Annotated in this window: 12 protein-coding genes and 1 pseudogene; 8 read left to right on the top strand and 5 right to left on the bottom strand. The window is 40.7% G+C overall.

What is annotated here, in order from left to right; all coding sequences use genetic code 11:
• Positions 1-61 precede the first annotated feature (61 nt).
• From MTT29_RS09595 to MTT29_RS09570, 6 genes are all read left to right on the top strand, one after another.
• Positions 62-472 carry a Fur family transcriptional regulator gene (locus tag MTT29_RS09595; RefSeq protein WP_009294652.1) on the top strand — a complete coding sequence of 137 codons (411 nt, stop codon included), beginning with the start codon at positions 62-64 and terminating at the stop codon, positions 470-472.
• A 139-nt stretch (positions 473-611) separates the two neighbouring features.
• Positions 612-2,018 (top strand): CHAD domain-containing protein, encoded by a 1,407-nt coding sequence (locus MTT29_RS09590; RefSeq protein ID WP_429800497.1) that lies wholly within the window; start codon positions 612-614, stop codon positions 2,016-2,018.
• Between the two features lie 13 nt (positions 2,019-2,031).
• The gene (ubiE, locus tag MTT29_RS09585) at positions 2,032-2,754 is read left to right on the top strand and encodes a bifunctional demethylmenaquinone methyltransferase/2-methoxy-6-polyprenyl-1,4-benzoquinol methylase UbiE (RefSeq protein ID WP_429800496.1); all 723 of its coding nucleotides are present in this window, start codon (positions 2,032-2,034) and stop codon (positions 2,752-2,754) included.
• Complete coding sequence (xseA, locus tag MTT29_RS09580) at positions 2,747-3,913, top strand: exodeoxyribonuclease VII large subunit (protein ID WP_429800495.1); 1,167 nt, start codon at positions 2,747-2,749, stop codon at positions 3,911-3,913. The genes ubiE and xseA overlap by 8 nt, the downstream gene beginning before the upstream one ends.
• A 2-nt stretch (positions 3,914-3,915) precedes the next feature.
• A complete protein-coding gene (gene serC / locus MTT29_RS09575; protein WP_429800494.1) occupies positions 3,916-4,995 on the top strand; it encodes a phosphoserine transaminase in 1,080 nt (359 codons plus the stop codon).
• Positions 4,995-6,455: a methyltransferase regulatory domain-containing protein gene (locus tag MTT29_RS09570; RefSeq protein ID WP_429800493.1), complete on the top strand. Its 1,461-nt coding sequence runs from the start codon at positions 4,995-4,997 to the stop codon at positions 6,453-6,455. Before serC ends, MTT29_RS09570 begins: the two co-directional genes overlap by 1 nt.
• A 45-nt stretch (positions 6,456-6,500) precedes the next feature.
• Here MTT29_RS09570 and MTT29_RS09565 read toward each other — a convergent pair whose 3' ends face one another.
• Entirely contained in the window at positions 6,501-7,241 is a 741-nt protein-coding gene (locus tag MTT29_RS09565) for a sulfite exporter TauE/SafE family protein (protein ID WP_148823816.1), read from the bottom strand.
• Positions 7,242-7,385: 144 nt separating this feature from the next.
• On the opposite strand from MTT29_RS09565, the gene MTT29_RS09560 reads away from it, so the two are divergent.
• Positions 7,386-8,657 carry an anthranilate synthase component I family protein gene (locus MTT29_RS09560; protein ID WP_429800492.1) on the top strand — a complete coding sequence of 424 codons (1,272 nt, stop codon included), beginning with the start codon at positions 7,386-7,388 and terminating at the stop codon, positions 8,655-8,657.
• A 257-nt stretch (positions 8,658-8,914) separates the two neighbouring features.
• A pseudogene (locus MTT29_RS09555) lies at positions 8,915-9,163 on the top strand (phosphatidylserine decarboxylase); the annotation flags it as partial.
• Positions 9,164-9,551: 388 nt separating this feature from the next.
• Here the strand turns inward: MTT29_RS09555 and ychF are convergent.
• The 4 genes from ychF to apt are packed head-to-tail and all read right to left on the bottom strand — an operon-like array spanning position 9,552 to position 13,242.
• Positions 9,552-10,655 carry a redox-regulated ATPase YchF gene (ychF, locus tag MTT29_RS09550; RefSeq protein ID WP_103638395.1) on the bottom strand — a complete coding sequence of 368 codons (1,104 nt, stop codon included), beginning with the start codon at positions 10,653-10,655 and terminating at the stop codon, positions 9,552-9,554.
• The gene (locus MTT29_RS09545) at positions 10,655-12,106 is read right to left on the bottom strand and encodes a leucyl aminopeptidase (protein WP_429800491.1); all 1,452 of its coding nucleotides are present in this window, start codon (positions 12,104-12,106) and stop codon (positions 10,655-10,657) included. The genes ychF and MTT29_RS09545 overlap by 1 nt, the downstream gene beginning before the upstream one ends.
• Positions 12,087-12,692, bottom strand: a complete 606-nt coding sequence (locus MTT29_RS09540) for a DedA family protein (RefSeq protein WP_021086394.1) — start codon at positions 12,690-12,692, stop codon at positions 12,087-12,089. Before MTT29_RS09540 ends, MTT29_RS09545 begins: the two co-directional genes overlap by 20 nt.
• Before the next feature lies 1 nt (position 12,693).
• On the bottom strand, positions 12,694-13,242 hold the full coding sequence (gene apt / locus MTT29_RS09535) for an adenine phosphoribosyltransferase (protein ID WP_002939787.1): 549 nt from the start codon (positions 13,240-13,242) through the stop codon (positions 12,694-12,696).
• Positions 13,243-13,256: the final 14 nt, after the last annotated feature.

Below are 13,256 nucleotides of genomic sequence, written 5' to 3'. Positions count from 1 at the left end.
TAAAGAAACGTTTAATATTACTTTTGCTAGCATAAAGCAAAAATTTGTATAGGGGAAAATTATGCAATATGTATCGTTGCTAAAACAGTCTGGGCTTAAAGTAACGCCGCAGCGTCTTAGCGTTTTGAGAATTCTTGATCGTCACACACATCCAACGATCGATGAGCTTTATGATGAAATTTTGAAAGAAAATCCATCAGTTTCGCTCGCAACTGTTTATAAAAACCTAAACACTCTAAAAGATGAGGGTCTTGTGGTTGAAGTAAATATCGTAAATCAAAAGGCGAGATATGACATTTACGAGCATCCGCATATCCACGTGGTTTGCGAAAACTGCGGTAGCGTCGAGGATATGAGCTATGACGACTCAGAGCTTGGCAAATACCAAGAGGCGCTTGAAAAAAAGATCGGTAACATCATCGAGCGCCTAAATATCGTTGCTAGCGTAAAAAGCTGTAAACACTGCCGATAAGGCAAAATTTATGTTGCATAATGCAACATAAATTTTTATTTTTCTTCATAAAACACTTCAAGCAAGCCTGAAATTAGCATTTTTCTCATTATTTTAAGCACTAACTTGCTAAAATAAACAAAAAATTTCGGAGAAAAATGTGGGTTTGGAGATAGAGCGTAAATTTTTACTCAAAAATTCTCAAATTCTAGATTTTTTAAAAGATGCTGGAGTAGTTTTTAAGCACCTTGAAATTTCTCAGTTTTACACCAAGATCACGCAAAATGAAGAGATCCGCTTCAGAAGTGAAGAGGGTAAATTTATAAAAACGATCAAGCTTGGCAAAGATCTTATAAGAGAAGAAAATGAGGAATTTTGCGAAAAGGCGGAGTTTAAAAAGGCTCTAAAAAACCGCATTGGACGCGTCATCACAAAAGATAGATACATTTTTCGGCTAAACAATAATCCCTGCAACATTGATATCTTTAAAGATGATTTAAACGGCCTTTGCACGTTTGAGATAGAATTTAGTGATGAAAATGAGGCTGTATATTTTAAACTGCCACCATTTTTGGAGCAGTTTTGCCAAGCTGATGTCACCTGCGATAAAAGATATAAAAACAAATTTCTAGCCATCCACGCAAACGAAAATGAACAAATCGACTACAAAAGAGCCTACAATGTCTTTAAAAACAAAGAAATTTCGCCAAATTTTACTGCGAATTTAAAAAGCGGCGAGGCACTTAGGGCTTTATTTTTAAGCATATACAAAGAGATAAAGAAGCTAAAGAGCGACTATCTGCAAGAACATGACGAGGAAATTTTGCATAGCCTGCGTGTAAATTTAAGAAAAGTTAGGTCGTTACTTAAAATTTTTAACGGCGTTTTTGATGAAAAAGTGACGCTTTTTTTTGGAGAGAATTTTAAAATTTTGGCAAATTCAACCAACAAAAAGCGAGACTTAGACATATTTCTAAGCTTTTTAAACGAGCAAAAGCATGCAAATGAGCTAATTTACTTTGTGCAAAAGGCTCTAAATTTAGAGTATGAAAACGTAAAAAGCTACCTAGGCGACGAGGAAAACTACGCATTTTTAAAAGAGTGGGAGATATTTTTAAACGAGGGCGAGTTTTACAGGTCAAAGCTCTTTGATGTGAGCCTTTCGCGCCTTGGCTCGTTTAAGCTAAGAACGCTTCTAGTTTTGGCTCAAAAGAGACTAAAAAGCCTAGATCAAGACTGCCCAAATGAGAGCTTTCACAAGATCAGGATCGAGCTTAAAAAGGTGAGATATACCTACGAGTTTTTGAGTGAGATCTTTTATTTTGACGGGCTTAAAAAGTATGAAGAGCGGCTAAAAGATATGCAAGAGATCTTTGGATCGCTTCAAGACTATGACGTCTGGCTGGGCATCTTAGAGCGTTTGCCAGAGGTTGCTGGCAAGGAAAAACTTGAGAGCAAAATCTACAAACAAATTTACAAAACCAGAGAAGAGATACTAAAAAAACGGCTTAAATTTATAAAAGTAACTCGCAAGATCTCGCGAAATTTAAAAATTTACTACATATAAAGGTCTAAAATTTATGCAAAAACAAGAAAAAATAGTTGATATGTTTAACCAGATCGCTCCGACTTACGACGTCGCAAACAGGGTTTTAAGCCTTGGCGTGGATGTGAGCTGGAGGAAATTTGCTTGCAGATATATGCTAGAAATTTTTAAAAATAAGAGCATAAATATCGTGGACGTGGCTTGCGGCACTGGCGATATGATGGGGCTTTGGAGTGAAATGGCAAAAGAATTTGATGTGGAGGTAAAAAGCCTAACTGGCATCGATCCATCAAGTGGCATGCTAAAAGAGGCAAGGGCGAAATTTCCAAATTTTAAATTTATAGAAGCCTACGCTGATAATACGACGCTTGCAGGCGGTGAGGCTCAAATTTTAAGTATAAGCTACGGCATCAGAAACGTGGTTGAGCGAAAGGCTGCACTAAGAGAGTTTAATAGAGTGCTTGCCCCAGATGGCTACGTAGTTGTGCTTGAATTTACAAAGCGCCAGAAAAAGGGCTTAATAACTGCGCTAAGAGATTTTTATCTAAGTAAAATTTTGCCAAGTATCGGGGGCTTTATCTCAAAAAACAAAGAGGCATACGAGTATCTGCCAAGCTCGATAGAAAATTTCCTCGATGCAAAGAGCTTTTGCGACGAGCTTATAGAGGCTGGCTTTGAGATAGAGCTTTGCAAGGGCTTTAGCATGGACATCTCGACGCTATTTATCGCTAAAAAGGTCAAAGAGATCAATGCTTAGCGTATCTGAGCTAAACGAAAAAGCAAAGGCACTGCTTGAGGCAACCCTTGACTACGTCGAGGTAAGTGGCGAAATTTCGCGCCTAACAAAGCATGCCTCTGGGCACTGGTACTTCACACTAAAGGACGAAAAGTCAAGCATCTCAGCTGTGATGTATCGTATGAATAACCAAAAGGTCAAATTCCTGCCAAAAGAGGGCTTGAAGGTCAAAATTTATGGCAAAGTGACCATCTACTCGCCAAGTGGGTCTTATCAGCTAGTGGCTAGTGCTATGCTGCCTGATGGCGAGGGCGAGCTTGAGCTTGCGTTTAGACAGCTTAAAGAAAAGCTCGAAAACGAGGGGCTTTTTGACATCGGCGTAAAAAAAGAGATACCAAATTTACCTAAAAAAATAGCCCTTGTCACAAGTGCCACTTCAGCAGCACTTCAGGATATGCTAAAAGTCGTCACGAGCCGCTGGAGGCTAAGTGAAATTTATATATTTGACGCACTAACTCAGGGTGAAAATGCCCCAAGCTCGCTTATAAAAGCCTTGAGAAAAGCCGATAGATACGGCGTTGATGTGATCGTTTTGGCGCGCGGAGGCGGTAGTAAAGAAGACCTTTGGTGCTTTAACGACGAGGGTTTGGCACGTGAAATTTACGCTACCAAAACGCCTGTCATAAGCGCTATCGGCCACGAGATCGACTACGTCATAAGCGACTTTGTAGCAGACTGCAGATCTCTTACGCCAAGTGCAGCCATGCTTGATCTGCTGCCTGATGAAGAGGCGTTTTTCCAGTATCTTGACAGGCTCAGCGACGATCTTGACAGCGCTTTAAATTTAAAGATCACAAAGAAGCAAAATTTATTAAATTTACTACTTTCTAAATTTTCATCAAACGCTCTAAAAGCTAGGATCGAGCTAAAATTTAGTGAGGTGGCAAACAAGCAAAATGCCATAACAAATGCCGTATCAAGGAAAATTTTAGTTCTTGGCTCAGCCCTTGGCTCGCTAGAGAAGGCTTATGAGATGAGGGAGCTCTTTTTTGAGAGCACGAAGGGGCTTATCGAGGTTAGAAAAGATGGCAAGAGGGCTGATCTTAGGGATTTAAATTCCAATGATGAGATCGAGCTTATCTCTCAAAATACACATAAAAAAGCAATTATCAAGGAGTAAAAATGAGTAGAAAAATCAACTTTAGCGCAGGACCAAGCGCGATACCACTAGATGTTTTAGAGCACGCAAAGGCCGAATTTACCGACTACAGAGGCGAGGGCTACTCTATCATGGAGATCAGCCATAGGAGCAAGACCTTTGAGGAGATCCACTTTGGTGCGATGGAGAAGATAAGAAAGCTTTATGGCATCGGCGATGAGTATGAAATTTTATTTTTGCAAGGTGGCGCACACTTGCAATTTAGCATGATACCGATGAATTTATACCAAGGTGGCAGGGCTGAGTACGCAAATACTGGCGTTTGGACAAACAAAGCGATCAAAGAGGCAAAAGTGCTTGGCGTAAATGTAGATGTCGTAGCAAGCAGCGAGGATGAAAATTTCTCTTATATCCCTGAGTTTAAATTTAGCGACGATGCCGACTACGCCTACATCTGCTCGAACAACACGATTTATGGAACGCAGTATAAGGCTATGCCAAAGACCAAATCGCCCCTAGTTGTCGATGCTTCGAGCGACTTTTTCGCTAGACCGCTTGATTTTAGTAGTATCGGCTTGCTTTATGGCGGCGCTCAGAAAAATGCAGGCCCAAGTGGTGTGACTATCGTCATTTTAAGAAAAGATCTAGTTGGTCGCGTGAGCAGCCAAAACGTCCCTATGTTTTTACGCTACAAAACGCACGTAGAGGCAAACTCACTCTATAACACACCACCAACTTTTGGAATTTATCTTTTAAATTTAACCATGCAGCACCTACTAGATCTTGGCGGACTTGCCGAGGTTGAGAAGATAAATGCCAAAAAAGCAAGCACGCTTTATAATATCATCGATAGCTCAAATGGCTTTTACGTGGGTCACGCTAAAAAATCAAGCAGATCAGATATGAACGTGAGCTTTACCATACCAAAAGATCATGCGCTTGAGCCAGTTTTCGTAGAAGAGGCGCTAAAAGAGGGCATGCTTGGGCTAAAAGGCCACAGACATCTTGGCGGCATAAGAGCCTCTATTTACAACGCTGTTAGTCAAAGCGACGTTGATAAACTTGGCGAGTTCATGAGAGAATTTGCCAGAAAGCACGGCTGATGAACAAGGCAAAAAAAGCTTACGACGAAATTCCTTATTTCTCAGCTGCATTTAGCGACTGCTCGCCCGTTAGGATAGAGGCGGTTGCTAAATTTCTGGGCTTAAAGGCGGCAAATTTAAAAGATGCTAGAGTGCTCGAGCTTGGCTCATCGTATGGTGGCAATATCTTGCCATTTGCAGCTTCTCACAAAGAGGCAAAGGTCGTTGGCATCGATATCTCAAGCCACCAAGTAGAAGAGGGCAACAAGATCGCAAAGAAGATGAAATTAAAAAATTTCACCCTTCTTGAGCGTGACTTTTTGCACATGAATGAGCACGATATCAAGGAGCTTGGCGAGTTTGACTACATCATCGCTCACGGCGTTTATAGCTGGGTGAGCCCAAACGTAAGAGACGCGCTACTTGCAACGATAAAGGCGCTACTTAGCAAAGATGGCATCGCCTACGTCTCTTATAACACCTACCCAGGTTGGAAGAGCCTTGATATCTTAAGAGACTTCATGCTCTTTGCAAGCGCAAACAGGGGCGATAAAGAGTCGCTACCTCACGTCAAAGAGGAGCTAAATTTCTTGCAGGATTATTTGAAATTTAGCCTGCAAAACCAAAGCGACGTCGTCTATAAAGACAGCATGAAGCTACTTTTGACGCAGCTAAATTTCTTGCAAGGCATCATCGCAAAGGGTAGTGATTATTACATTTTGCACGACTTTTTGGAGGCTAGCAACGAGCCAACTTACTTTCATAAATTTGCTAAACACATCGATAAACACGGGCTTTGCTATATTATAGATGCTTCGCTAAACGATATCTTTGCAAGCTCGACTGGAATATATCGCTTTGACGCGCACATCGAGCAAAGCTACAACACTCGCATCAAAAAAGAGCAGCTAAATGACTTTTTGTTTAATAGATCCTTTAGAAAAAGCCTCATCGCTCATAAAGAAAGGCTTGAGGGCGCTGAGGACTTTGATGCAGTGCTTGGAGAGAGCGAGCTTGATAGGATTTATTTTACATATTTTAGCGAGCAGCCAAGGACAAAAACGCAAGAAATTTTAAGCAAAGCCTATCCGCAAAGCCTAAATTTAAGTGAAGTAAAGGCTGCACTTGGTGAGAGCGAGAGCGAAGCATTTATGGGGCTACTTGAAATTTTAAACGATCAAAACACTAAAATTTCATCCACAAAGCTTGCTGCACTTGCTTATGAGCCTAAAAAAACTAGGCTAAAACCTAGAGCAGCGGCGTATCTGGGGTATTTTCTGGAGGCTAGCTCACCAGTTATTTCTTTAGCAAATGAGCTAAATGGCAAGCTTAGTTTAAGCGTTGAAGAGATCAAGGCTGCCTTGAAATTTGACGGCAAGGCTAGCTTTAAAGAGATCGCAAAGGGCGTAAATTTAAGCGAAGATGAGCTAAAAGAGCTTGCTTTTAAACTAAGCGAAGCTTACTTTTTTGAAGAAATTTAGCTAGTAAATTTGATTAGCTTTTTACATAAGCCCTATCTGCAGGGCTTATGCTGGTATCATATCTTTTAATATCAAACATATCATCGCTATGTAAAAGACCAAAAACCATTTTTTAAGTGTTTTTTTGTCGGTATTTTGCGTCTTTTTAGTGCCAAAGTATGCGCCTATTAGCGAGCCAAGACCTAAAAATGCGCCCTCAGCGTATGAGATATGGCCATTTAGCGAGAGCGAGATGAAGCCAGCGATGGCTGCAAACATAACGAAAAATACGCCCATAGAAACGGCTTTTTTCAGCTCATAACGTAAAAAGCCAACTAAGATCGGTGCGATAAAGACGCCTCCGCCGATACCGATACTAATGGCAAAAACGCCAACAAAAACGCCAACTAAAAATAGCAAAAAGAGCGAATTATTCGCATTTGAGCCGTCGCTGTTTGGTGAAAAGTATAGCTTTATAAGCGAAAAGACAAATGTTGCTAGAAGCATAGACTCAAGTAAGAGTGCAGGCGCGTGCGATACGATGATACCACTAAAACTTGCTCCCACAAGACCCCCAAGCCCCAAAACCACACCACGATCTAGCTTTAAAAGCCCAGCCTTGTAGTTTAGATACGAGCCAAACGTCGCGCTAAAGATCATCTGCATGACACTTATGCCAATGGCAGTTTTCACATCATATCCAAAGGCGACCATGATAGGAACGACGACCGTGCCGCCACCGATGCCAAAAAACCCAGCGATGTAACCAACGCCGATACCGATTATAAATAGTTCTACAAAAAGCATTTTTTCTCCCTCGACTGGTGCAAATTTTAGCCAAGGGGCTCTTAAAAAAATAGTAAAAAAGGCGTAAATTTAAAAATTTAGCCAAAATTCTAAAAAGTAAAAGCGAAAATTTTTTATAATCAATAAAAATTTAAAAGGAAAAAGATGCTCTTAGAACAACCACTTTTTTATTATGAAGCGATCAGAGAGAAATTTAAAAATAGCTACCTAGCCGAAGACAAGACACAGACGATAATCGGCATCGACTGCGAATATATCGATGAAAAAGATATGGACTTTTACGGACTTAGAAGCTACTTTGATACCAATCGTAACAGATCACTCGCACCTTTTGCTGGGCTTTTTGGCGTTTTTGCTTATGATGGCGTGAGATATTTCGAGTATATCGGCGAAGGGAAGACTAAAAAATATGAATTTCCAAAATTTATCTATGCCGATGCTAAAGCATATCTGCACTTTGATAAGATGAGTAAAATTTACACTTTTTATGGAGATAAAGAGAGGTATTATGACTTTTTGCTAAATTTAAAGGCTGAGTATAAGGGCGAAAAAGAGTGTGAATTTAGCATAAAAACTGACCTTAGTAGCGAGAAGAAACACTTTGAGGATATGGTTGAGGTGGCAAAAGAGTATATAAGAAGCGGCGACGTCTTTCAAGTGGTGCTTGGCGAGCTACTTGAAATTTCAACAAATATGAGCAGCTTGGACTTTTACAAAAAGCTAGCCACCGCAAATCCAAGCCCATATATGTTTCATTTTCCTACGCCTTATGGCGATGTGGTTGGCTCGTCGCCTGAGCTTGTTTTTGAGATGAAAGGGGAGCAAATTTTTGTAGCACCAATCGCAGGCACAAGGCCACGTGTGGGCGATGCAAATGCTGACGTGGCGCTTGAAAATGAGCTTTTAAGTGACGAAAAGGAGCTAGCTGAGCACAAGATGCTAATCGATCTTGCAAGAAATGACATCGGCAGGGTTTCAGAGCCAAAAAGCGTGTCGGTAAAAAATGCGATGCATATCCAGAAATTTGAAAAAGTGATGCACATCGTTAGCGACGTATATGGCAAGTGCGCTAGGGAGCTTAATCTTTTTGACGTGCTAGCTAGCATCTTCCCGGCTGGCACGCTAAGTGGTGCGCCAAAGATCAGAGCGATGCAGATAATCAATGAGCTTGAAATTTTTGAGAGAAATATCTATGGCGGGGGCATTGGATTTTTGCATTTTAATGGCGACGCTCAGGTGGCTATCCTTATCCGCTCAGCCATCTTTGTGCCAGAAAAAAATGGCTTTAGCGATGTCTTTGTCGGAGCTGGAGCTGGCATAGTCTATGACTCAAAAAGCGAAAAAGAGTATGCTGAAATTTGCCACAAACGAGCCAGCGTGGTGAATGTCTTTAAAAACAGCGCAAAAGAGGTTTAAATTTACAAAGTAGGAGCTTTCATGCCAGGGCAAAATTTAATCTTAGCCATAACGATTTTTGTTTTTATATGTGCATGCTTTATGGCGCATAGGGACAATAAAAAGAATTTGCAAAAGAAAAATAGATAAATTTTATAGTTTTTAAATTTGCAAGTAGCAAAACGACCTGCAAGGGTGTAAATTTGTATTGTTTTGTTATATTGTTTTTTAAAAATGTAACTAATGTCAAGATAAATTTAATCCTAGCCGTAATGAGCCTAGTTTTCGTGGGTGTGCTAAACGTTGGCAAGATGAAATTTAGCTTTGATGAGCGTATCCAGACAAATGTAGTGGCAAATTTCACGCAAATTTATGAGTATGAAAATTTACATATCAAAAAGGGTGAGCGTCTAGGAATTTTGAGCTTGGCTCAACTATCGTCATACTTGGCGAGAAATGCAAACAAGTATAATCTCTTTGAAAATAAAGAGCTAAAATTTACTGAGGCGATCAGACTTAAAAAATAAATATGCTAAGCATATAGGTAAATTTTTATACTTGGTCAATGTTGTTTATTAGGATTGGTCTATTTGCCTAAACTTTGGTGGTGTTTTCACGTGTTTATTATATAAGCTTAAAACAGTATCACAGTTTTTGATCCATAAACTCATAGTATTTAAAATTTATCATAGGCGTGAAAGCTTGTAAAAGATAGTGAGTGCATTATTTTATCTACCAAAATTTCTCTAGGCTTTACTTTTTCTTAAGACTGAATTGGCTCATAAGATTATGAGTTGATATATTTTTTAAAAGAATTTTATTAACTTGTTATAAAAAATTTAAATTTGCCTTGCAACCCAAGGCTTGAATATTTTATGTGTAAATTTTAGCTATTTAGCCCAAAAAGGGCTAAATTTAGACATTAAACCTAAAGTGCATCACGTCGCCATCTTGCACGACGTAGTCTTTACCTTCAAGTCTCATTTTGCCAGCTTCTTTGGCTCCGTTTTCGCCGCCATGTGCGATGTAGTCATCATAGCTTATCACTTCAGCTCTGATAAAGCCTCTCTCAAAGTCATTGTGGATGACGCTTGCTGCCTTTGGCGCTTTCCAGCCATTTGTGATCGTCCAAGCCCTAACTTCCACGACGCCAGCGGTGAAATAGCTTATCAAATTTAGCTTTGCAAAAGATGTTTTGATGATTTTTTCAAGACCGCTCTCGCTCGTGCCAAGAGAGGCTAAAAACTCGTGTGCCTCCTCATCGCTTAGACCTATTAGTTCCTCTTCAACCTTGGCGCAAAGCTTGATCACCTCGTGATCTGAGGCTTTAGCATACTCTTTTAGTGTTTTTACAAATTTATTATCTTCGCTAAGCCCCTCTTCATCGACATTTGCGCCATAAACTACCTCTTTAGCACTTAGAAGCCTTAGCTCTTTGTTGAGCGCTAAAAACGCCTCACTATCTCTTTGCTCGAAGCTGCTTGCGCTTTTGCCATCATTTAGATGGGCTAAAAGCAAATTTGCTATCTCAAGCGCCTCTTTAGCGCCCTTTGCATTTGCTTTTGCCTCTCTTGTGAGCTTTTCTATCTTTTTGTTTAGCTGCTCGATGTCAGCTAGTATCAGCTCGGTTTGGATGATCTCGATGTCTCTTACTGGATCGACGCTGCCCTCGACGTGAGTGATGTTTTCGTCTTCAAAGCAACGAACGATGTGTAAGATAAGCTCGGTTTCTCTGATGTTTGATAAAAATTTATTGCCAAGTCCCTCGCCAGAGCTAGCCCCTTTTACGAGGCCTGCGATATCTACAAATTCGATGGTTGAGTATTGAATTTTATTTGGACTAACTATCTTTGCAAGCTCATTTAGGCGCTTATCAGGCACTGGCACGATGGCTTTGTTTGGCTCGATAGTGCAAAACGGATAGTTCGCACTTTCTGCGTTTTGTGCCTTTGTAAGTGCGTTAAATGTTGTTGATTTGCCCACATTTGGTAGGCCTACTATTCCAACTGAAAGTCCCATCAATTCTCCTTGCTAAGTGCTTGTAAAAAGTATAAATTCATCCTCACGCCAGCCCCGCTCGCACCTGCTTGGTTGTATCCCCAAGCCTTTTCGCGGTATGCTGGGCCTGCGATATCAAGGTGTAGCCACTTATCTTTGTACTCATCTTTGATAAATTTGGCTAGAAACATGCCAGCTGTGATCGCGCCGCCATATCTGCTTGAGGCGCAGTTGCTAACGTCTGCGATCTGGCTTTTTATAAGCTCGCTAAGATAAGGGTTAAAATCAAGCGTAGTCGCTAGCTCGCCGCTATCTTTTATCTTGTTTTTAAACTCGCTTTTTAGGCTCTCGCTGTTGCCCATGATGCCTGTTGTGTATTCGCCAAGTCCCACGACGCAAGCGCCAGTTAAGGTTGCCATGTCGATTAGGATGTCTGGCTTAAAGTCCTGCGCGTAGCTTAGGCAGTCAGCCAGCACCAAGCGTCCCTCTGCGTCGGTGTTTCTCACCTCTATGCTAACGCCACTTCTTGAAATAAGCACGTCATCAGGCTTATAAGCGTTGCCTCCGATCATATTTTCAGTCGCACCTAAAATGGCGTGAATTTCAAATGGTAAATTTAGCTCCGCTGCACCTTTTATGATGCCAAGAGCTGCTGCTGCGCCGCTTTTATCTGATTTCATAGTAAGCATATAATCAGCCGGTTTCAAGCTAAGGCCGCCACTATCGTATGTTAGCCCTTTGCCGACAAAGATGATGCGTTTTCTAGACTTTTTAGGCTTGTAGGTTAGGTGGATGAGCCTTGGTTTATGCACGCTTGCGCGATTTACCGCCAAAAATGCGTTCATATTCTCTTTAGCTAAAAATTTCTCGTCATAGACCTCGCACTTTATGCTTGCGATGTTTTTGGCTAAATTTAAAGCGTCCTCGGCCATCTTTTGTGGTGTGTAAATTTCTGGAATTTCATTTACGATATCTTTTGTGAAATTTGTAGCATTTGATATTATCTCTGCCTCTTTAAAGCCCTCATTTGCAGCTTTTAGATCGACCTTTGTGCCAGCAAATTCTTCAGTAGAAAAGATGATCTCTTTAAGGGTGTATCTCTCTTTTTTTTCTTTATACTTGTTAAATTCATAGCTTCCAAGCAAAAAGCCCTCAGCTAGCGCCTCAAAGCTTAGTTTTTGGCACTCCGCTACGTAAGAAGCTAGTTTTATGCTCTTAATATTTAGCGACTTTAGCGCGTTATAAGCTTTAGCAGCCGCAACCCTAAGCTCGTCAAGATCAAGCTTAGAAAGCGGCACGTAGGCTCTTTTTGCCTCGCTTAGGATAAGGACGCTCTCGCCTTTGTAATTATTAAATTTAATAGCCTCTTTATCGCTTATAAATTTATGTTTTAACTCCTTATCCACTACGAAAATTAGTTCAATATCAGCTTTTATATCTTTTAATTTCTTATCAACTATTTGAAACTGCATGTCTTCTGTCTCTCCTTTCGTTTAAAATTTTATTTTCGATGCGCTTAAATGCATAGATCAAAAGCCCCATAAATATAGCAACCACTGGGATAGCGACGTACCAGTGCTCTTTTGCTTTTTGCAAAAGCACAAGTATATGCTCGCCAAGTATCCAAGCAGGTATGGTGGTGATCGCCGCCCAGCACCAAGCGCTGATCAAATTTATAAAGGCGTATTTTTTAGCATCATAGCCAGTAAGTCCTATGCAAAGCGGGATGATGACACGAAAGCCATACATATAGCGTTGCAAAAAGATGATTGGCCAGCCGTATTTTTTCAGCATTATGTGCGCCACTGCAAATTTTCTCCGCTGCGTGTGAAGCCTTTTTGCGATGTATTTTTTATTGTAACGGCCAAGATAGAAGTAAATTTGATCTCCCACAAAGCCTCCAAGTCCAGCCACAAAGATAGCAAGCGCGATGTGCATGTGCGTGGTGTGAGCGAGAATTCCAGCCATTATTAAGGCCATCTCGCCCTCCATGATACACCAGACAAAAAGTATGATGTAGCCGTACTCTTTAAGCAGCTCTATAAAAAACTCTTCCATTCTAAACCTCTAAAACGCTGTAAATTTTAGTAAGCGACTTTAGCTTTTCGCTACCTTTTAGATCGACTAGATCTATGAGAAAGCACGCCTCTACGCAGGTTGCGTTAGTTTGATTGATAAGCTCAACTGAAGCCTTTGCAGTGCCTCCAGTGGCTATGAGATCGTCCATCAAAAGCACTCTAGCACCTGCTTTTTCTCCAAAAGCATCGATGTGAATTTGCACTTCATCGACGCCGTATTCTAGGCTATATTTTTGAGAAAGCGTGATAAAAGGCAGTTTTTTTGGCTTGCGAATAGGCACAAAAGGCAGCCTTAGCCTTGCTGCAAGCGCTGCACCAAAGATGAAGCCACGAGACTCGATACCAGCGATATAGTCGATATTTGCGTCCTCATATCTAGCCACCAAATGATCTATCAAAAAGTTAAATGCCTCTTTGTTATTTAGTAGCGTCGTGATGTCGCGAAAAACTATGCCAGGCTTTGGAAAATCGTTTATGCAGCGAATAGAGTTTAGTAAAAATTCTTTACCTTTTTGATCTAAAATTTTCATAAATTTCCTTAAAT

Origin of the sequence: Campylobacter concisus, assembly GCF_050447485.1 — a bacterium.
Lineage (GTDB): Bacteria > Campylobacterota > Campylobacteria > Campylobacterales > Campylobacteraceae > Campylobacter_A > Campylobacter_A concisus_BQ.
This window is presented reverse-complemented; position numbering and strand designations above follow the sequence as displayed.

Bases quoted from the DNA above. Each gene is read 5' to 3' on its own strand.
- MTT29_RS09565 (WP_148823816.1), bottom strand. From the start codon at position 7,241: ATGCTTTTTGTAGAACTATTTATAATCGGTATCGGCGTTGGTTACATC.
- ubiE (WP_429800496.1), top strand. From the start codon at position 2,032: ATGCAAAAACAAGAAAAAATAGTTGATATGTTTAACCAGATCGCTCCG.
- MTT29_RS09595 (WP_009294652.1), top strand. From the start codon at position 62: ATGCAATATGTATCGTTGCTAAAACAGTCTGGGCTTAAAGTAACGCCG.
- serC (WP_429800494.1), top strand. From the start codon at position 3,916: ATGAGTAGAAAAATCAACTTTAGCGCAGGACCAAGCGCGATACCACTA.
- ychF (WP_103638395.1), bottom strand. From the start codon at position 10,655: ATGGGACTTTCAGTTGGAATAGTAGGCCTACCAAATGTGGGCAAATCA.
- MTT29_RS09545 (WP_429800491.1), bottom strand. From the start codon at position 12,106: ATGCAGTTTCAAATAGTTGATAAGAAATTAAAAGATATAAAAGCTGAT.
- MTT29_RS09540 (WP_021086394.1), bottom strand. From the start codon at position 12,692: ATGGAAGAGTTTTTTATAGAGCTGCTTAAAGAGTACGGCTACATCATA.
- MTT29_RS09560 (WP_429800492.1), top strand. From the start codon at position 7,386: ATGCTCTTAGAACAACCACTTTTTTATTATGAAGCGATCAGAGAGAAA.
- xseA (WP_429800495.1), top strand. From the start codon at position 2,747: ATGCTTAGCGTATCTGAGCTAAACGAAAAAGCAAAGGCACTGCTTGAG.
- apt (WP_002939787.1), bottom strand. From the start codon at position 13,242: ATGAAAATTTTAGATCAAAAAGGTAAAGAATTTTTACTAAACTCTATT.
- MTT29_RS09570 (WP_429800493.1), top strand. From the start codon at position 4,995: ATGAACAAGGCAAAAAAAGCTTACGACGAAATTCCTTATTTCTCAGCT.